The sequence below is a fragment of the Mesobacillus jeotgali genome (assembly GCF_900166585.1).
GTDB lineage: Bacteria > Bacillota > Bacilli > Bacillales > Cytobacillaceae > Mesobacillus > Mesobacillus jeotgali_A.
Genome location: NZ_FVZC01000009.1, coordinates 1988697 through 2007529, shown reverse-complemented (window position 1 = coordinate 2007529; position 18833 = coordinate 1988697). Strand labels below are relative to the sequence as shown.

25 protein-coding genes are annotated in these 18833 nt (G+C 43.2%); 20 read left to right on the top strand and 5 right to left on the bottom strand.

The window, feature by feature from the left end; genetic code table 11:
- The first annotated feature begins 49 nt into the window (after positions 1–49).
- The 3 genes from B5X77_RS20215 (at position 50) to B5X77_RS20205 (ending at position 3244) form a co-directional block, all read left to right on the top strand.
- Positions 50–1060 (top strand): DUF1646 family protein, encoded by a 1011-nt coding sequence (locus B5X77_RS20215; protein WP_079509714.1) that lies wholly within the window; start codon positions 50–52, stop codon positions 1058–1060.
- A gap of 100 nt (positions 1061–1160) precedes the next feature.
- Positions 1161–2186, top strand: coding sequence for a spore photoproduct lyase (gene splB, locus B5X77_RS20210; RefSeq protein WP_079509713.1), 1026 nt, complete (start codon positions 1161–1163; stop codon positions 2184–2186).
- 173 nt (positions 2187–2359) lie between these two features.
- The gene (locus tag B5X77_RS20205; protein WP_079509712.1) at positions 2360–3244 is read left to right on the top strand and encodes a patatin-like phospholipase family protein; all 885 of its coding nucleotides are present in this window, start codon (positions 2360–2362) and stop codon (positions 3242–3244) included.
- Between the two features lie 29 nt (positions 3245–3273).
- Here the strand turns inward: B5X77_RS20205 and B5X77_RS20200 are convergent, their stop codons facing one another.
- A complete protein-coding gene (locus tag B5X77_RS20200; protein WP_257391864.1) occupies positions 3274–3639 on the bottom strand; it encodes an SA1362 family protein in 366 nt (121 codons plus the stop codon).
- 310 nt (positions 3640–3949) lie between these two features.
- On the opposite strand from B5X77_RS20200, the gene B5X77_RS20195 reads away from it, so the two are divergent.
- From B5X77_RS20195 to efp, 4 genes are all read left to right on the top strand, one after another.
- Positions 3950–4465, top strand: coding sequence for a YqhR family membrane protein (locus B5X77_RS20195; RefSeq protein WP_079509711.1), 516 nt, complete (start codon positions 3950–3952; stop codon positions 4463–4465).
- A 79-nt stretch (positions 4466–4544) separates the two neighbouring features.
- Positions 4545–4991 (top strand): type II 3-dehydroquinate dehydratase, encoded by a 447-nt coding sequence (gene aroQ, locus B5X77_RS20190; RefSeq protein WP_079509710.1) that lies wholly within the window; start codon positions 4545–4547, stop codon positions 4989–4991.
- Positions 4992–4995: 4 nt separating this feature from the next.
- A complete protein-coding gene (locus B5X77_RS20185; RefSeq protein ID WP_079509709.1) occupies positions 4996–6057 on the top strand; it encodes a M24 family metallopeptidase in 1062 nt (353 codons plus the stop codon).
- Between the two features lie 22 nt (positions 6058–6079).
- Positions 6080–6637: an elongation factor P gene (efp, locus tag B5X77_RS20180; RefSeq protein ID WP_079509708.1), complete on the top strand. Its 558-nt coding sequence runs from the start codon at positions 6080–6082 to the stop codon at positions 6635–6637.
- Between the two features lie 107 nt (positions 6638–6744).
- Here the strand turns inward: efp and B5X77_RS20175 are convergent, their stop codons facing one another.
- From B5X77_RS20175 to B5X77_RS23505, 3 genes are all read right to left on the bottom strand, one after another.
- Complete coding sequence (locus tag B5X77_RS20175; RefSeq protein ID WP_079509707.1) at positions 6745–7107, bottom strand: rhodanese-like domain-containing protein; 363 nt, start codon at positions 7105–7107, stop codon at positions 6745–6747.
- Positions 7108–7296: 189 nt separating this feature from the next.
- Positions 7297–7965 (bottom strand): SIMPL domain-containing protein, encoded by a 669-nt coding sequence (locus tag B5X77_RS20170; RefSeq protein ID WP_079509706.1) that lies wholly within the window; start codon positions 7963–7965, stop codon positions 7297–7299.
- Positions 7966–8073: 108 nt separating this feature from the next.
- Complete coding sequence (locus tag B5X77_RS23505) at positions 8074–8226, bottom strand: hypothetical protein (RefSeq protein WP_176167382.1); 153 nt, start codon at positions 8224–8226, stop codon at positions 8074–8076.
- Positions 8227–8405: 179 nt separating this feature from the next.
- Here B5X77_RS23505 and spoIIIAA point away from each other — a divergent pair, with 179 nt between their 5' ends.
- From spoIIIAA to B5X77_RS20130, 8 genes are read left to right on the top strand one after another with little or no spacing between them, the layout of a single operon-like run.
- Complete coding sequence (gene spoIIIAA / locus B5X77_RS20165) at positions 8406–9329, top strand: stage III sporulation protein AA (protein WP_079509705.1); 924 nt, start codon at positions 8406–8408, stop codon at positions 9327–9329.
- The gene (gene spoIIIAB, locus B5X77_RS20160; protein ID WP_079509704.1) at positions 9330–9845 is read left to right on the top strand and encodes a stage III sporulation protein SpoIIIAB; all 516 of its coding nucleotides are present in this window, start codon (positions 9330–9332) and stop codon (positions 9843–9845) included.
- Between the two features lie 19 nt (positions 9846–9864).
- Positions 9865–10071, top strand: coding sequence for a stage III sporulation protein AC (gene spoIIIAC / locus B5X77_RS20155; RefSeq protein WP_079509703.1), 207 nt, complete (start codon positions 9865–9867; stop codon positions 10069–10071).
- A 14-nt stretch (positions 10072–10085) separates the two neighbouring features.
- Positions 10086–10475 (top strand): stage III sporulation protein AD, encoded by a 390-nt coding sequence (gene spoIIIAD / locus B5X77_RS20150; RefSeq protein WP_176167422.1) that lies wholly within the window; start codon positions 10086–10088, stop codon positions 10473–10475.
- Positions 10476–10507: 32 nt separating this feature from the next.
- Positions 10508–11707, top strand: coding sequence for a stage III sporulation protein AE (gene spoIIIAE, locus B5X77_RS20145; RefSeq protein ID WP_079509701.1), 1200 nt, complete (start codon positions 10508–10510; stop codon positions 11705–11707).
- 12 nt (positions 11708–11719) lie between these two features.
- Positions 11720–12349, top strand: a complete 630-nt coding sequence (gene spoIIIAF / locus B5X77_RS20140) for a stage III sporulation protein AF (RefSeq protein WP_079509700.1) — start codon at positions 11720–11722, stop codon at positions 12347–12349.
- Positions 12339–12998 (top strand): stage III sporulation protein AG, encoded by a 660-nt coding sequence (gene spoIIIAG, locus B5X77_RS20135; protein ID WP_079509699.1) that lies wholly within the window; start codon positions 12339–12341, stop codon positions 12996–12998. The genes spoIIIAF and spoIIIAG overlap by 11 nt, the downstream gene beginning before the upstream one ends.
- Positions 12999–13001: 3 nt before the next feature.
- Positions 13002–13547: a SpoIIIAH-like family protein gene (locus tag B5X77_RS20130; RefSeq protein ID WP_079509698.1), complete on the top strand. Its 546-nt coding sequence runs from the start codon at positions 13002–13004 to the stop codon at positions 13545–13547.
- A gap of 37 nt (positions 13548–13584) precedes the next feature.
- Here B5X77_RS20130 and B5X77_RS20125 read toward each other — a convergent pair whose 3' ends face one another.
- Positions 13585–15066, bottom strand: a complete 1482-nt coding sequence (locus B5X77_RS20125; RefSeq protein WP_079509697.1) for a methyl-accepting chemotaxis protein — start codon at positions 15064–15066, stop codon at positions 13585–13587.
- Positions 15067–15272: 206 nt separating this feature from the next.
- Here B5X77_RS20125 and accB point away from each other — a divergent pair, with 206 nt between their 5' ends.
- The 5 genes from accB (at position 15273) to B5X77_RS20100 (ending at position 18758) form a co-directional block, all read left to right on the top strand.
- Positions 15273–15773, top strand: coding sequence for an acetyl-CoA carboxylase biotin carboxyl carrier protein (gene accB, locus B5X77_RS20120; protein ID WP_079509696.1), 501 nt, complete (start codon positions 15273–15275; stop codon positions 15771–15773).
- A 12-nt stretch (positions 15774–15785) separates the two neighbouring features.
- Entirely contained in the window at positions 15786–17141 is a 1356-nt protein-coding gene (accC, locus tag B5X77_RS20115) for an acetyl-CoA carboxylase biotin carboxylase subunit (RefSeq protein ID WP_079509695.1), read from the top strand.
- A 15-nt stretch (positions 17142–17156) separates the two neighbouring features.
- Positions 17157–17567 (top strand): Asp23/Gls24 family envelope stress response protein, encoded by a 411-nt coding sequence (locus tag B5X77_RS20110; protein ID WP_079509694.1) that lies wholly within the window; start codon positions 17157–17159, stop codon positions 17565–17567.
- A 292-nt stretch (positions 17568–17859) separates the two neighbouring features.
- Complete coding sequence (locus tag B5X77_RS23080; protein WP_176167381.1) at positions 17860–18297, top strand: hypothetical protein; 438 nt, start codon at positions 17860–17862, stop codon at positions 18295–18297.
- On the top strand, positions 18276–18758 hold the full coding sequence (locus B5X77_RS20100; protein WP_139378398.1) for a hypothetical protein: 483 nt from the start codon (positions 18276–18278) through the stop codon (positions 18756–18758). Before B5X77_RS23080 ends, B5X77_RS20100 begins: the two co-directional genes overlap by 22 nt.
- Positions 18759–18833: the final 75 nt, after the last annotated feature.

The following is an 18833-nucleotide window of genomic DNA, read 5'->3' as shown; positions in this document are numbered from 1 at the left end:
TTGCTCCTATTATATAGTAAAAGAAGCAGAGAAAAGGACAGGGGAAGCGATGATTGGATTAATTATAATTTTGCTGTTGGTTTTATTATTGCCTTTTTCCATTAAAACGATTGAGCACAACTTGGAGATTTTTTTATTTACAATGGGACTTGCGGCAGCAACTATTAGTGGCGTAATGGATCGTCAGCTCATTGAAAAAGCGGTGACTGACCCTATCAATATCACGATTGCGGTATTATCAGCTGGTTTGCTTGCCAAGTGGTTTAAGGCGGAGCTGGAAAAATCGATCCTATGGGGAAGCAGATTACTGTCTCCCAGGATATTTTTCGGTTTGACGGTTGTTTTTCTTGGCCTGGCATCCAGTATTATAACCGCGATCATTGCTGCCATTATCCTGGTTATGATTATAAAGGTCCTTCCGCTCAACCGTAAATCAGAGGTTCGTTTTACCGTATTGGCCTGCTTCTCGATCGGCCTTGGTGCTGCCTTAACACCGATTGGTGAACCATTAGCCACGATCACTATCAGCAGACTGGACAAGGACTTCTTTTATTTACTGGAATTGATCGGGAAAGAAGTACTTCCTGCATTACTTATTTTTGGCGTGATGTCCATTATACTTGTAAGGCCCATCGGGGGAAAAAACGCTTTGAAGTCTGCATCCCGTCCTGAGTCGTACGAGGAGATTGCTGTTCGGTCTTTTAAAATCTATCTCTTCGTTATGGGCCTTACATTTCTTGGACATGGTTTTGAACCGCTTATCAAAACATATGTTATAGGTCTTTCCCCAGCACTGTTATATTGGATTAACATGATATCCGCGATCCTGGATAATGCTACCCTTGCTGCAGCAGAAATCAGTCCTGCAATGGACTCTGGAACAATCCGGGCGGTTTTGCTTGGCCTGATCATTAGTGGAGGCATGCTGATCCCGGGGAATATCCCGAATATTATCGCTGCAGGAAAACTAAATATAACCAGCAAGGAATGGGCGGCAATCGGGATTCCAGTCGGTCTGGCCACAATGTTCCTTTATTATATTATCTTGTTTATTTTCTAATTGGCTGACCTGGAGGATGGAAATATTTTTTTCATCCTCTTTTTTCATTTCTGCTCATACTAACAATAATGACTAATGGAATGAAATGAGGAAATTCATTATGAAAGCTTTTGTACCACAGCTTGTTTACATCGAGCCCAGAGCATTGGATTACCCGCTGGGCCGGGAATTAAAAGAAAAATTCGAGAAAATGGGGTTAGAAATCAGGGAGACGACCTCGCACAATCAGGTTCGCGGCATCCCCGGTGACAACGAACTTCAGCAATATCGGAATGCCAAATCGACGCTGGTTGTCGGTATCAGAAAAACGTTGAAATTCGACACATCTAAGCCTTCAGCGGAATATGCCATTCCGCTTGCAACAGGCTGCATGGGCCATTGCCATTATTGTTATTTGCAGACGACCTTAGGCAGTAAACCGTATATCCGCACCTATGTGAACCTGGATGAAATTTTTGAACAGGCACAAAAATACATGGACGAGAGAAAACCGGAAATCACCAGGTTTGAAGCTGCCTGTACATCCGATATCGTGGGTATAGACCATTTAACCCACGCATTAAAGCAGACGATTGAATTCTTCGGGAAAACAGAGTATGGCCAATTGCGTTTCGTAACGAAATACCATCATGTAGACCATTTGCTCGATGCAAAACACAATGGAAAAACAAGATTCCGATTCAGTGTTAACGCCCGCTATGTGATAAAAAACTTTGAACCTGGAACTTCTTCTTTTGATGAAAGGCTAGAGGCTGCAAGGAAGGTGGCAAAGGCAGGATACCCCCTTGGATTCATTGTTGCGCCAATCTACATCCATGAAGGCTGGAGAGAGGGTTACCAGGAATTGTTCGAAAGGCTGAGCCAGTCGCTTGAAGGAATTGATCTGACAGGCCTTAGCTTTGAGCTGATTCAACATAGATTCACCAAGCCTGCCAAAAATGTTATTCAAAAACGTTATCCTAAATCGAAGCTGGAAATGAATGAGGAAAAACGTAAGTACAAATGGGGACGTTACGGTATTGGCAAGTACGTCTATCAAACCGATGAAGCAAAGGACCTTGAAGAAACGATCAGGGGCTATATCCATTCGTTTTTTCCAGAAGCGGAAATCCAATACTTCACTTGAGATGCCAGTACTTTTATTAACAAGGCACTAAGTTCATTATTTAAAATATTGTTTTTAGCTACCTTGCAATTAGAGTGCACTTAGTTAAAATTTTCAACTTGTACGCCGTACTATTTTACAAATCGAGCGCTTAAAGATGTAAAGATGGGATTACATCGACGGGAGTGGCTCATATGTATATTGATGGCGTTTTTTCCGGCGGAGGCATCAAGGGATTGGCGTTGGTGGGTGCCTGTGCTGAAATTGAGGAGCGGGGATTCCGTTTTAAAAGGGTCGCGGGGACCAGTGCGGGTTCGTTGATCGCCGGTTTACTTGCGGCTGGATATACGAGTTTGGAGATGGCCGCCATTTTGGATGATCTGGACCTGAAAAAATTTCTTGATTCAAGGAAAACGATCTTCCCATCCGCATTGACAAAATGGCTCTTCGTATACTGGAGGCTGGGACTCTATAAAGGAGACGAATTGGAATGCTGGATTGCTGAGAAGCTAGCTGCCAGGGGTCTTCATACATTTGGCGATCTCGCACCGGATGCTCTAAGGGTCATTGCTTCAGACCTCACAAACGGCCGGCTGTTGATTTTGCCAGACGATCTTCCGAAGTATGGTGTCGATCCCAGGACCTTTCCTGTGGCAAGAGCGATCCGGATGAGCTGCAGCCTGCCATTCTTTTTTGAACCAGTGAAACTCCGTGACAGAGTCGGTGCGAATATAGTAGTTGACGGGGGCGTATTGAGCAATTTTCCTATGTGGTTATTCGACAAGGAAAATGTGAAAAAAGTTCGCCCTGTTCTTGGCGTCAAGCTAACCCAGAGTATGATTCAGCAGCCCACGAATAAAATAAAAAATGCGCTGCAAATGTTCGAAGCATTATTTGAGACTATGAAGGATGCGCATGACTCGAGATATATTTCACGGAAGCATGAAAAGAATATCATATTCATTCCGACTGATGGGAACTTGACAACTGAGTTTCATCTGTCGGACGAGAAAAAAATTGAGTTGATTGAACTGGGAAAGAAAAATGCCGAAAAGTTTTTTAAGTCGTGGTGTTATTAAGTTCCTCCTAAAAATAAAAAATCGAGCTTTTAAAAGGAAGCCCGATTTTTTTTCCTGCTCTTTTTACCGTCTATGACTGTTAAATGCGATGCGTCCTTCTTTTTCCGTGCTGATGCCAGGGATTTTATCTTTGAACGCTTGGAGGAAGCATTTGCTTCTTTTGTCTGGAACCGTTTCTTAGATCGCTTTGCTGCTTTTTGGAAAGCCCGCTTTTGCTCCCTGCCAGCACTGGAGCCTGAAAAGCGGGTAACAAGGAAATAAATTGCAGCACCAATCAAGGCAATGGTTGCCAGAGAAACAAGAATACTTACAGGGTCAGTAAATAACTGAAAGGCAAATCCAAAGATTGCAAGGACGATCAGTCCTGAAAAAATATACTTAAAAGTTCGATTCATAAAAGAAAGCCACCTCCCTAATAGCATCATGAGCAATTTTATCAGCTTTTAAACTTACCAACGATTACTTTATACAAATTCTTCGATTTTATACTCTTCTCCTGCTACTTTTTCCTTTTTATAAATGTCTTAAACGGAAGATTTCTATTTTCATCATATATGAGCCTATTGGATAGAAAGAATTCTGTTAATTTCATTTTACTAAAAAGAAACAAAAACCTCTATATGAAGGACAAGCCTCCGCAACATTTTTTCCAGCTATGCAAAACATTGGCCATTCCGGGACATACTAAAAACGGAGGTGCAACAAATGGCAGAAAATCATGGAAACCTAGAACAGAACCAAAGGGAAAAACCGATGTCTTTTATTGGAATGAGCATAATAACCGGGTTGTTCGGCGGGATTTTTTGGAGTGCGCTCGCATATCTGGCTTATATTTTCAATTTCACTGAAATCCGTCCAAACGTAATCCTTGAGCCGTGGGCACTTGGTGAATGGAAGGAGCAATGGCTCGGGACGGTCATATCGATTATAGCGATTGGCCTTTTCTCCATCGGGGCTGCCCTTATATATTATGCAACAATGAGGAAATTGAATTCTATCTGGGCTGGAGCAGCCTTTGGCTTGGTATTGTTTTTACTCGTTTTCTATGTGCTAAATCCGCTGTTCCCGGGCATTAAACCATTCTGGGACCTGTCAAAAGACACTTTGATAACTTCCATCTGCTTCTATTTACTTTATGGTGTATTTGTCGGTTACTCCATTTCTTATGAGGAAAATGAAAATCGCAACAAGGAGAAAAGTCACGAGGAGATTACTTCCTGAGCGATTCAAAGTAGTTTTCGCAAAATTAGTTATGATAGAATGTTCTTAGAGAACATTCTTTTTTTACGGGAGTCTGATCATGAAAAAAATACTGTTGCTCAATGGTCCGAATCTAAATCGCCTGGGGAAAAGGGAGCCTGGAATATATGGTGTTACGACTTTAAAGGAGCTGGAAGAACAAATGGTCCGGCTCGGGGCTGAGAACAAGATAGAGGTTATCTGTTTTCAATCCAATCACGAAGGAGCACTTATTGACAAACTCCATGAGGCAGAGGACACAGGCGTAGACGGAGTCATTTTCAACCCTGGAGCTTTTACGCATTATAGCTACGCGATCAGGGATGCGATAGCAGGAATTACACTTCCTGTTATCGAAGTACATATCTCAAATGTATATGAAAGAGAAGAATTCAGGCACAAATCCGTGATTGCTCCTGTAGCGAAGGGGCAGATTGCAGGTCTAGGCCTGCTTGGCTATGAATTGGCGCTTGAAGTCTTCAAAAGAGAAGGAAAAGAGGAGGAATAGGGTTATGGAGAAAATACAAAAACTGCGCGAGAGCTTCCAAGATCTAGGGATTGATGGGATGCTCATTACAAGCGATTTCAACCGCAGGTATATGACAGGATTCACAGGTTCGGCAGGCATGGTGCTGATTAGTGCTGAAAGAGCTCTATTCATCACTGATTTCAGATATACGGAGCAGGCGGCCAAACAATGTGAAGGTTATGAGGTAGTCCTTCATAAAGGACTGATTCAGGATGAAGTAGCGGCTCAAGCTAAAAATCTAGGAATCAAAAAGCTCGGCTTTGAGGAAAATCATGTTACATATTCTGCTTATAAAACCTTTGATAAAGGCGTGGAAGCTGAATTGGTGCCTGTATCAGGTGGAATTGAAAAGTTACGCTTGATTAAGACTGATTCAGAGATTAAGATATTAAAGGAAGCAGCAGCCATTGCAGATGCTGCGTTTACACATATACTTGAGTTTATCCGTCCAGGAAGGACTGAGCTGGAAGTATCGAATGAGCTTGAATTCTTTATGAGAAAACAGGGCGCAGCCTCATCATCATTCGATATTATTGTGGCTTCAGGCTATCGTTCCGCCCTTCCCCACGGTGTAGCAAGTGACAAGGTGATTGAAACAGGAGATTTCGTAACCCTGGATTATGGGGCATATTATAAAGGGTATGTATCAGATATCACTCGTACAGTATCGATGGGAAATCCTTCTGAAAAACTGAAGGAAATCTATAATATTGTGCTTGAAGCTCAGCTTCGTGGTATGGCAGGCATCAAACCTGGAATGACAGGCAGGGAAGCCGATGCTTTAACTAGGAACTTTATCACTGAAAAAGGCTATGGCGAGTATTTTGGCCATTCGACAGGCCATGGGATTGGCCTCGAAGTACATGAAGGACCTGGTCTTTCATTCCGATCAGACACCATACTTGAAACAGGTATGGTTGTGACTGTTGAGCCGGGAATTTACATTGCTGGCCTCGGCGGGGTAAGGATCGAGGATGATACTGTGATTACTCTTGACCATAATGAGTCACTGACGCATTCTACGAAAGAACTCATCATTCTATAAGACGACATTAGGAGGACTAACAATGATTTCAGTAAACGATTTCCGTACGGGCTTGACGATTGAAGTAGATAACGGCATTTGGCGTGTACTTGATTTCCAACACGTGAAGCCAGGTAAAGGAGCGGCTTTCGTTCGTTCAAAGCTTCGTAATCTTCGTACAGGAGCAATCCAGGAAAAAACATTCCGTGCTGGTGAAAAAGTTGCGAAAGCTCAAATTGAAAACCGCAAAATGCAATATCTGTATGCTAGCGGTGATCAGCATGTGTTCATGGATAATGAATCATACGAGCAGATTGAACTGCCAGGTTCTTCTATTGAATATGAATTGAAATTCCTTAAGGAAAACATGGAAGTATACATCATGCAATTCGGCCATGAAACACTCGGAGTAGAGCTTCCTAACACAGTTGAGCTGGAAGTGACTGAAACAGAACCGGGTATCAAGGGTGACACTGCTTCAGGCGGAACAAAACCAGCAACTCTTGAAACAGGCCTGACAGTCCAGGTGCCATTCTTTGTAAACCAGGGCGACAGACTGGTGATCAATACCACTGATGCTTCTTACGTATCACGCGCATAACTTTTTAGGGGAACCTGCTGCACTTTGTCAGCAGGTTCCTTTTTTCAGATTTGTTCATAATTATTAAAAAAGCATCTCGTATTATTCGCGAGATGCCTAAAAAAGGATTATTCAATCTCAAATTTCCACTCATTCATACCGCCAGTCATATTGTAAATTTTCTTAAAGCCTTTTTTGGCCAAAATTTGGCTTGCCTCTGTGGAGCGGTTGCCGCTGCGGCAAACGACAAGATATTCTTGCTCCTCGTCAAGCTCGGAAAGCATGCTATCTAGGACCTGCAGGGGGACTAATTTGGCGCCTGGGATATGGCCTGCAGCGAACTCATCCGGGGTACGGACGTCCAGGACTTGAACTTTTCCGCTATCAATCAATTCTTTTGCCTGATCGACTGAAACATCTTTATAAGAGCCGCCTGAACAGCCGGTCATTACCAGTGCAGCAAACAGGAATGCTGCGAATAATTTTCTCATATTGAACCTCCCATAATACTTATAGAGGTATTTTAACGCAAAATCATTACGATGGATATAGACAAAATGTGTCAGCGCAGATTGAAAATTCGTGGTGAACGACTGGTGTTCAATAAAAAGATTGCAGGAATTGTATTTCAGCTTTCTATAAATATCACGCAAAAGCCAGGCTGTCCGCCTGGCTTTTTGTCAAGGACTAATATATGTTCCTGTCACGGTTGCTTTAATTTCGAGTTTGCCAGGTTCTATAGGTGTTCCGCTCGAACTGCTTGTGTCCTTTGAAGCTACCAGGAACGGTCCGGGCGAGCCTTTCTGGGTTTCCTCGGTAATGACAAGCGGATAAATAGCAGTTTTGATACCCAAGGTCCTTGCCACTGTTAGCGCTTTATTATAAGAATCGATCACTGCCATGGAAAGTGCCTGCTTATACAATTCCTGTGACTCTGCAACTGAGAATTGTATGTTCATAACTTCGTTCGCGCCATTATCAACAGCTGTATCTATTACCTGACCCGCCTGGGAAAGGTTCCTGATTGTAACGGTATAAAGATGTGTAACACGATATCCCTGAAACAACTGCTTGCCATCCTCGTAGGTATAGACGGGGTCTATCCGGTAATCTGCCGTTTTAATATCCTCTTTTGCAATCCCCAGGTTTTGTAAGGCCTGTAACATAGTATTTGACTTTTCAGCATTCTCTCCCTGGGCAGTTTGCAGGTTTGGATTTTCTGTCCGAACCCCCACGGTGGCAGTGGCTCTGTTCGGCGTTGAGAAAACAATGCCTTCACCGCTGACATTGATTTTTCTTCTGTTTCCAGAGTCATTGTGCCCGTTGTGAGTATATCCCACATTAACCATCGTATCATCCCTCCGTATTTGTTCTTTCCATTACCCATATTTATGTAATGAAAGAAAAACAAATAACGGCCATCCTTCATGTATGCAACCGGATCAAAAGGATATGAATTACTCGCCTGCTCCGGGTGCTTTATCCGTATTGTTCTTGTTGTTATATTTCGGGTCTGTCATTGGAGATTCCTTTGGACTCCTTCCTCCTCCCAGGTAAGTAGCCCTGTCAGCCTTTTGTTCTTTCTGGAACTTCTGGTGATCCATATTCATATTTATCAACTCCTTTCGATACTATTCTTTTCATTGAAAAGATAATTTATTTTCTTTTTTGCGATATTGGACTCAGGTGACAAAATCATAAAACGCATAAAATGCTTGACAAATCTGCAGGTCATAAAGTGGCCAAGCAGGCATACATATTAAGTAAGTGAATGTCAGGAGGATCAATGATGGATGATATCTTATCTTTTTTGCCGAAACGAATTGCTGAATTGCTGGATGCAGTGCCTCCTAATGACAAAGAAGGGATGGAAGAGGTGCGGATCCGGATCAACCGGCCGCTTGAAATAACGGTAAGAGGAAAGCCGGAATTCCTGCCGTATATTGTTCCCCCTGAGGATGCTGTCCAGCTGTTGAATAAGCTCGGGCATTTTTCTATGTATACCCTGGAGGAAGAGTTAAAACGGGGCTATATAACCATAGCAGGTGGCCACCGTGTCGGACTTGCAGGGAAGGTGATCCTTGAAAATGGCAGTGTAAAGGCAATCAGGGATATTTCTTCATTTAATTTCAGGATTGCCAGGGAAAAAATCGGGATTGCAGACCCGCTGCTGCCTTATTTGTATCAAAATGGCTGGAAGCATACGATGATCATTGGCCCGCCGCAGACAGGGAAAACCACATTGCTTAGGGATATAGCAAGGATGATTTCAAGCGGGCTTCCAGAGAAAAAAGTTCCGCCATTAAAAGCTGGCATTGTCGATGAAAGATCGGAAATAGCAGGATGTGTAAAGGGTGTGCCGCAGCTAACCTTTGGGCCAAGGGTGGATATACTGGACTCCTGTCCTAAAGCTGAAGGCATGATGATGATGATTCGTTCAATGAGCCCTGATATCCTGGTCGTGGATGAAATAGGCAGAAAAGAAGACGCTGAAGCGATACTTGAAGCTGTTAATGCAGGAATAAAGTTGATCATGACCACTCATGGGGATTCTCTTGAGGATATCAAAAAAAGGCCGACATTGAAACCAATATTGGAAATGGGTATCTTTGACCGGTTTGTGGAGCTTGGAAGAATTTCTGGCCCTGGTACAATCACTTCGATTCGTGAAGGAAGCGGCAAAGAGATCCGCCCTAAAGTGAGAGTGACATAAATGATAAAAATAATTGGTGCAATATTAATTATCCTGGCGACGACCTGGACAGGTTTTGAGGCATCACGGCACCTTAGCGAACGTCCAAGGCAGCTCCGGCTTTTGAAGTCGGCATTGCAATCCCTTGAAGCGGAGATCATGTATGGGCATACCCCGCTCCACGAAGCTTCCAGGAAGCTGTCTGAGCAGTTGACAAAGCCATTATCCTGGTTTTTTGAAACTTTTTCGAAAAAACTTACTGAAACTGAAACTACAGTGAAAAACGCTTGGGAAGAGAGCCTGATAGAAGTCTGGAAACTTACAGCCTTCAAACAGGGGGAATTTGAGATCATGAAGCAATTTGGAGAAACGCTTGGCCGGCATGACAGGCATTCTCAGCAAAAACAAATTCTCCTGACAATCTCCCATCTGGAAAGAGAAGAAGCAGACGCCTGCGAGAAACAAATGAAATACGAAAAAATGGTGAAGAGCATCGGCTTTTTATCCGGCTTATTATTAATCATCTTATTGATGTAGCGCTTAGGAGGAGGACAAGATGGGTCTTGATGTGGATATTATTTTTAAAATCGCAGGTGTAGGCATTGTTGTTGCGTTTTTGCACACCATTCTCGATCAGGTGGGAAAGAAGGAATATGCACAGTGGGTAACGCTGTTTGGATTCATCTATATTCTCTTTATGGTTGCATCCATAGTTGATGACCTTTTTCAAAAAATTAAATCTGTATTCCTATTTCAAGGTTAAGGGAGGGCTTCGCCATTGAAATCCTTCAGATAACAGGTGTAGCACTGATTGCGACATTTCTTGCCTTGATTGTCAAAGAGCAAAAGCCTAACTTTGCCTTTTTGCTTATAGTGTTTACGGGTTCAGCGATCTTTCTTTTTTTGGTTGATCAAATCTATCAAATCATTTCCATGATTCAGAAGCTGGCGGCAAATGCGAGAGTCAATCTAGTTTATGTAGAAACGATCCTGAAAATAATTGGCATCGCCTATATTGCTGAATTTGCTGCCCAAATCACCAAGGATGCAGGTCAGGGAGCAATTGCTTCAAAAATTGAGTTGGGCGGCAAGATTCTTATTCTGGCCATGGCCATTCCGATTCTCACTGTAATGATCGAAACAATCATTCGCTTGATACCGGGCTGAACGAGGGCCCTCCCATAAAGAGGTGAAAGAAGTTGAAGCAGCGTCTGCAGTTGATTCTTGGCATTATATTGATCCAGCTATTTTTTTTCATCCCGGGTGTACAAGCTGTGGGTGGCGAACAGGAAACAAACACGGTGATTAACCCGGATAAAATTGCGAGAGCCCAGCTTGAGGAGTTGAATATCGATGAGTTGAAGGGCTTCTGGGAAGATATTATAAACAAATATGATGGATATCTGCCTGAAAGCCAGAAAGGGAGCTTATATGATTTCTTGAGTGGTGAAAAGAAATTTTCATTGAAAGATTGGTTTAAAGGGATTTTGAACTTTGCTTTCCATGAATTTATTGTCAACGGAAAACTGCTTGGCTCTCTGATTCTGCTGACTGTATTCAGCATGTTCCTTCAAGCCCTGCAAAATTCCTTCGAAAAAAGCACAGTGAGTAAGGTTGCCTATTCAATTGTGTTCATGGTTTTGATTATTATTGCGCTCAACAGCTTCCATGTGGTGGTAGATTACACAAATGATGCGATTGGAACGATGATTCAATTCATCCTTGCCTTGATCCCGCTGTTACTGGCACTGATGGCAACTTCCGGAGGACTGATATCAGCAGCTTTTTTTCATCCTGTCATCCTTTTCATGATGAACACCAGCGGAATGTTTATCCAATATGTAGTATTACCGTTATTATTCCTTTCAACACTTTTAAGTATAGTCAGTATTCTATCAGATCATTACAAGGTCACGCAGCTGGCCAGCATGCTGCGGAACTGGAGCGTCGGGCTTCTGGGAATTCTTTTGACTGTGTTTCTAGGCGTCATTTCTGTACAGGGGGCATCTTCCGCAGTGACGGATGGAGTCACAGTAAAAACAGCAAAATTCATCACAGGCAATTTTATCCCGGTTATTGGCAGGGTATTCACAGATGCAACTGATACGGTCATCAGTGCTTCCATGCTCCTGAAAAATACTGTTGGTATAGCAGGAGTTGCCATACTGCTGATTATTGCAGCTTTTCCGGCAATTAAAATCCTGATGGTTGCATTTATATATAAATTCGCCGCTGCGATTCTCCAGCCGCTTGGAGGAGGACCGGTCATAACATGTCTCGATATTATCAGCAAAAGCATCATCTATGTCTTTGCTGCACTCGGGATTGTTTCCTTGATGTTTTTCCTGACGATCACGGTCATTATCGCCGCAGGAAATTTAACGATGATGGTGAGGTAAGGAGGAGAGGAAATGGAATTTATAAAAGAATGGGTTACGAATATTATCGTTTTCGTTCTCCTGGCAACTGTCCTGGATATGCTGCTGCCAAATTCAAGTTTCCAGAAATATACCAAAATCGTAACGGGTTTGATTCTGATTGCTATCATCCTATCTCCGGTCATGAAACTATTTACATCTGACTTTGAATCAGCGATAGCTTCAATGGGGAAATACAGCAGCGGGGAAGACGAAAAGATAAAAAATTCAATAGAATTTCAGAAAAAAGAAATACAAGCCTCTCAGCATGCATATATTTTAGAAACAATGGCTGTCCAATTGAAAACAGCCGCAGAGGAGGAGTTGATGGAACAGCAAGGAATGGAGATTGCTAATATCGAGCTTGAAGTAAATGATCAGGATCAGCGGCCTTTCCCGGAGAACCTGGAATATGTCATCGTCCATCTGAAAAAAGCAGAGGATGAGGGAGAGACTGTGGCAGTAGTAAGAGAAGTAGAAATTGATACGAATGCACCCCTTCCATCAAAACAAACCTCTCAGAATACAGATCAAATATCTTCTCTTCTGTCAGAAAAATGGAATGTTCCTGAAACGTCAATTCAAATCATGATAGAAGGGGGGAGTGACGACCATGGACAATGAGAAAGGTCCATTAAGCTGGCTCAAACGTCAATTGGGCAGCAAAGACGGGCCTCCAGAAAAGAAAGCTGGAAAATACCAATACTTAATAATTGTGGTCTTATTCGGTGCAGCGATTATGCTCATTGGCAATATTATCGGCGACCAAAACCCTGATATGGCTGTAACGGCTACTAAAGAGGCGGATGCTCCAGAGGATGCGGCAGTATTTGGACAAAAGAAATCAGCTGGAAATGACGTCATCTCCGAATATGAAGAAGCCTATGAAGCACAGTTGACCGAGATGCTAGAGGGCATCAATGGCGTGGGAAATGTCACCGTATTTGTGAACGTGGATGCTACTGAAAAGAAGGTTCTTGAAAAAAATACGGTCATCCAGTCACAGACGACCGATGAAACCGATCGTGAAGGCGGCAAGCGCAAAGTTCAGGATGCATCCCAGGATGAGCAGCTGGTCGTTATCAGAAATGGAGAAAAAGAGGTACCTATCGTTCTCGAGACAAAGAAGCCTGAAATCAGAGGGGTGCTTGTGGTGGCGAAGGGTGCTGAAAATATACAAGTGAAAAAATGGATTATCGAGGCCGTCACAAGGGCTTTGGATGTTCCGAACCACCGAGTGGCAGTCATGCCAAAAAAAACTAAGGGGGAATAATAGATGTTATTGAAAAAGCAAACTGTTTGGTTACTGACAATGTTGAGTCTGGTAGTTGTATTATCGGTGTATTATATCACTTCGCCTGAACAGCAAAAAGCCGACCTGGCTGGGGTTGAAGAAAAGAAAGCTGACGAGAAGGAAGCGGCAGCTACAGAATCGAAGGATGGCAAGACAGTGATTTCCGGAATCGCAAGTGATGAGAAGTTCGAAGCCCTTCGCATGAAGCTTGAGGAACAGCGTACAAAGATGAAGGAAGACCTCCAATCGATCGTAGCTTCCACTGACCTTCCGGCACAGGAAAGAAGCGATGCCATTGAAAAGATGAATGAGCTAGATGAAATTGCCCAAAAAGAAGGTGTCCTTGAAACATTGATTAAATCAATGGGTTATGATGATGCTCTTGTCCGTGCAGATGGTGAAAATGTAAGGATTACAGTTAAAGCCAAGGAACATTCAGCTTCTGCTGCCAATGAAATCATCCAGATGGTCAGAACTGAGTTAGGTTCTTTCCAGCCGGTTGCAGTTCAATTTGAACCAGTAAAATAACACCAGCAATAAAGAGGGGAAGGCATCTGCCTTCCCTTTAATTTTGTTGCAGCTTCATTAATTTATCCAATGATTCATGAGCTACTTCGACCGATTTAAATAATTGCTCATGATGTGTACTTTGGGAAATTGCTGAGGATGAAATTTCCTCCAGTGCTGCGCTGGCCTGCTGGATGACCGAGCTGAATCCGGCAATTGAACTTTCGATTGTCACCGAAGAGTCGAGGATCAATCTTGTCAGCTCATCCTGCTCTGAAATGTCCTTCTTCAGTCCTTTGAAGGTCTGGTGAATAGTCTCGAAGGCTTCCATGGTTTCCGCTGCCAGTTCCAGGTTTTGTGTGAGCTTTTCAGCGGTAAGGTTGACGCCATTTTTTGTCTTTGAAGTGTCTTCCATGACACTTTTCAAGTTTTCAGTAATCTGGGTCGCTGTATTGCTTGTTATATCAGCCAGTTTTCTCACCTCTTCGGCAACAACGGCAAAACCCTTTCCGCTGTCTCCCGCTCTGGCGGCTTCAATCGATGCATTTAATGCAAGCAGGTTTGTTTGCGACGCGATGCCCTGGATGTCAGATGCAAACCTGGCAGTTTCCTTGATTAATGCCGATAATGACAGGATATGCTCATTGACATTTTTCATGTTTTCATAAGAAGCCGTCAGTTCTTTTATTAGTTTTGCCATCAGCTCGTCGCCCTTTTCGGTTACGTTCTCTGCTGACACTGCATCCTGATGGAGTTTTTCAACAAGCGCTGATGTCCTGGCAATCACCTGGTTCGTGCTTTCGAGTGATTGGGTCATATCTAATACAGAATCTGATTGGATGTTGATTCCTGCAGATATTTCTGTGACAGATTGGGTCATTTCTATGGATGATTCGTAATTCTCCCTGCTTTTAAACTTCACTTCATCAATCAGGCTTGCGATACTCCTGGTACTGGATTTGATTACTTCTTTCGTCTCTGAATCTCTAATTAAGAGGCTCTCAGTTTCTTTCTGTGCTGAAACAATTGTCTCAGCAAGCTTTTTAGAAATAGAGAATTGGAAGCCAAGCATCACTGTCACTAACATGTAGAGTAGATAGAGTGTTGCATAATTTTTTGGTTCTAACGGCAGCTCGTGTTGATGCAGAAGCGTGAATATGGTGATAAGAATAAAGCCGAGCCCTGATGCAAGTATCAGTAGTTTCCTGTCCATGTAGATTGCCGCAGCCGCTAGGATAAAATAAAGAAGAGTGTACGCTGCCGGGGAAACACTGGTCTCCATAATCAGGTACAAAACACCGGAAACGATAATCACAGATAGATAAGGGATGAAGTTTGCCAGCTTTTTAGAATAATGGAGCAAGGCGACAATCCCTACACCCAATCCGCCTCCCAAAATAATTGACAGGATGACGGCAAGTTCTTTTTGCATGGCAATATCGACAACAGTGGCCAAAATAACCGACACTAGAGTGGCTTTGACAGTTAAAGAATTTTTCCTTCGTAAATCCTCATATTTGATTTCTTCGATTGTTTTCATCAGATAAGGTCTCCTCGCAATTCAAGTAATGTTATATTCGATAGAAATTTCAGGATTCCTGTCGTATGAATTCACTTTTTTTTCAGAAAACATTAAAATAGAGGAGGAACAAGAGAAACAGTGTTACATATTGAATTTTTACATGGTATTATCGTATAGTGTTAGTATCTAGTCTTAATTAAGAAATGGACAAGGGGTGCCAAAAAATGTTAAAAGTACAGGAAATCAGAGAATTGATCAAATTAGTAGACCAATCAAGCATTGACGAATTTTCATACGAATACGAAGGATCAAAAATTAAGATGAAGAAGCATGGAGCAGCCAAAGTTGAGCATGTACAGCAATCAGCACCGGCACCATCTCCGCAGCCGGCGCCAGTCGTACAGGAAGCACCAAGACCAGAGCCAAAGGCAGAAGCAGCAGCAGTTCAAGAAGTAAAACAGGAAGAAATCCAGGATACTTCAAACTTACATAAGATTGTTTCTCCAATGGTCGGGACTTTCTATCAATCTTCTTCACCAGAAGCGGATGCGTATGTGAAGACTGGTTCGAAGGTAAGCAAAGATTCAATTGTTTGTATCGTTGAAGCAATGAAGCTCTTCAATGAAATTGAAGCAGAAGTAAATGGGGAAATCGTTGAAATTCTTGTTAAAGATGGACAGCTTGTAGAATATGGCCAGCCTTTATTCCTGGTTAAGCCTGAATAAGGAGCGATATTGATGATAAAAAAATTACTTATAGCCAACAGAGGAGAAATAGCAGTCCGTGTTATACGTGCCTGCAGGGAGTTGGGCGTTGAATCCGTTGCAGTATTTTCGGAGGCAGACAGAGAATCACTTCATGTCCAGCTCGCCGATGAGGCATACTGCATCGGGCCAAAAGCATCAAAGGACAGCTATTTGAATTTCACTAATATAATCAGCGTAGCTAAATTGACCGGGTGTGACGCCATCCATCCCGGTTATGGCTTCCTTGCAGAGAATGCCGATTTTGCAGAACTTTGCAGGGAATGCAATATAACGTTTGTCGGCCCATCTCCTGAAGCGATTCAGAAAATGGGTACAAAGGATGTTGCAAGGGAAACGATGAAGCAGGCGAATGTCCCGATTGTACCGGGGTCTCAAGGCATCGTTGAAACCACGGATGATGCAGTCAGCCTTGCAAATGATATTGGTTACCCGGTCATCATCAAGGCGACGGCTGGCGGAGGCGGTAAAGGAATCCGTGTTGCCAGAACCGAGCAGGAGCTTATAAAAGGAATTAATATCACCCAGCAGGAAGCTATGACAGCCTTCGGCAATCCTGGCGTTTATATAGAAAAATATATTGAAGATTTCCGCCATGTTGAAATCCAGGTGCTGGCTGACAGTTATGGCCATACCATCCATCTGGGAGAGCGTGATTGTTCGATTCAAAGGCGTCTGCAAAAATTGCTTGAGGAAACCCCTTCACCTGCGCTTGACGGAGAAATAAGGGCAGAAATGGGCGAAGCTGCCGTCAAGGCTGCGAAGGCAGTTGATTATACCGGTGCGGGCACGGTAGAATTTATATATGACTACCGCAACCGCAAATTTTATTTCATGGAAATGAATACCCGCATCCAGGTTGAACATCCTGTAACTGAAATGGTTACAGGCGTTGATCTTATCAAGGAACAGATCAAAATTGCCTCAGGTGAAAGGCTGGGCCTTAAGCAGGAAGATGTCCAGTTTAACGGGTGGGCCATTGAATGCCGGATCAACGCAGAGAATCCTGCGAAAAATTTCATGCCATCGGCAGGCAAAATCAAAATGTATCTCCCTCCAGGCGGTTTTGGTGTTAGAATAGATTCAGCGGCATATCCTGGTTATACAATCCCGCCTTACTATGATTCAATGATCGCGAAGGTCATTACTTATGGAAGCAGCAGGGAAGAAGCGATTGACCGCATGAAGAGAGCGCTTGGTGAGTTTGTGGTTGAAGGGATTCACACGACCATCCCGTTCCATCTCAAGCTGCTGAACCATGAGAAGTTCGTGGAAGGGCAGTTCAATACGAAATTCTTGGAAATGTATGATGTGATGTCAGAAGAATAATAGGAGGGTCTAGCCATGAGTGAACAGCAACATATACTTGAAATGAGCCACGATGAGAACGGCTTGGGAAAAGTAGAAATTGCACCTGAAGTAATTGAAGTCATTGCAAGCATCGCTGCATCCGAGGTAGAAGGTGTCACGCAGATGCGCGGCAGCTTCGCAGCTGGAGTAGTAGAGAGACTAGGAAAGAAAAATCACGGCAAAGGTGTAAAAGTCGAGCTTGCAGAAGAAGGAATCAAGGTTGACGTTTATTGTGTCATGAAGTTTGGTGTTTCGATTCCTGTGGTTGCACAGAAAATCCAGGACAATATCCGCCAGGCATTGTTGAACATGACAGCACTTGATGCAACAGAAGTAAATATCCATGTAGTCGGTGTTCAGTTCGAAAACCAAAAAGTAGAACCTGAAATCGAACAGGAAGTTTAATCACCGAACCAAAGGCATAAATATGCATGCCTTTGGTTTTTTTTTTTAGGTTTTGGGGAGGCGGGTGGATCTTCGGCCCTGGGTTTGAACAGGGGTTCGGGAGTTACATCCAAAGCTGTCCAAAGCTGTTCTATGTTTGGACAGGAATGCAGGATTTACACTAAAAGCTGTCCAAAGCAGTCCTATGTTTGGACAGGAAATCAGTATTTACAGCCAAAGCTGTCCAAAGCAGCTCAATGTTTGGACAGGGATTCAGGGTTAACAACCAAAGCTGTCCAAAGCAGCTCAATGTTTGGACAGGGATTCAGGACTTACAGCCAAAGCTGTCCAAAGCAGCTCAATGTTTGGACAGGGATTCAGGACTTACAGCCAAAGCTGTCCAAAGCAGCTCAATGTTTGGACAGGGATTCTGGATTTACAGCCAAAGCTGTCCAAAGCAGCTCAATGTTTGGACAGGGATTCAGGATTTACTTCCAAAGCTGTCCAAAGCAGCTCAATGTTTGGACAGGAATTCAGGGTTAACAACCAAAGCTGTCCAAAGCAGCTCAATGTTTGGACAGGGATTCAGGGTTTACATCCAAAGCTGTCCAAAGCAGCTCAATGTTTGGACAGGGATTCTGGATTTACAGCCAAAGCTGTCCAAAGCAGCTCAATGTTTGGACAGGAATTCTGGATTTACATCCAAAGCTGTCCAAAGCAGCTCAATGTTTGGACAGGGATTCAGGGTTAACAACCAAAGCTGTCCAAAGCAGCTCAATGTTTGGACAGGGATTCGGGATTTACACTAAAAGCTGTCCAAAGCAGCTCAATGTTTGGACAGGGATTCTGGATTTACAGCCAAAGCTGTCCAAAGCAGCTCAATGTTTGGACAGGGATTCGGGATTTACACTAAAAGCTGTCCAAAGCAGCTCAATGTTTGGACAGGAATTCTGGATTTACAGCCAAAGCTGTCCAAAGCAGCTCAATGTTTGGACAGGGATTCGGGATTTACAGCCAAAGCTGTCCAAAGCAGCTCAATGTTTGGACAAGGTTTCAGGACTTACAGCCAAAGCTGTCCAAAGCAGCTCAAAGTTTGGACAGGAATTCTGGATTTACATCCAAAGCTGTCCAAAGCAGCTCAATGTTTGGACAGGAATGCAGGATTTACTTCCAAAGCTGTCCGAAGCAGCCCCGGCTCTGGACTGGATTTGATGCTTTCCACCCTAACCTGTCTGAACCATGACAAACCTAATGCTAAAACTTATAAAATTCCTAGCTTCTATCAGA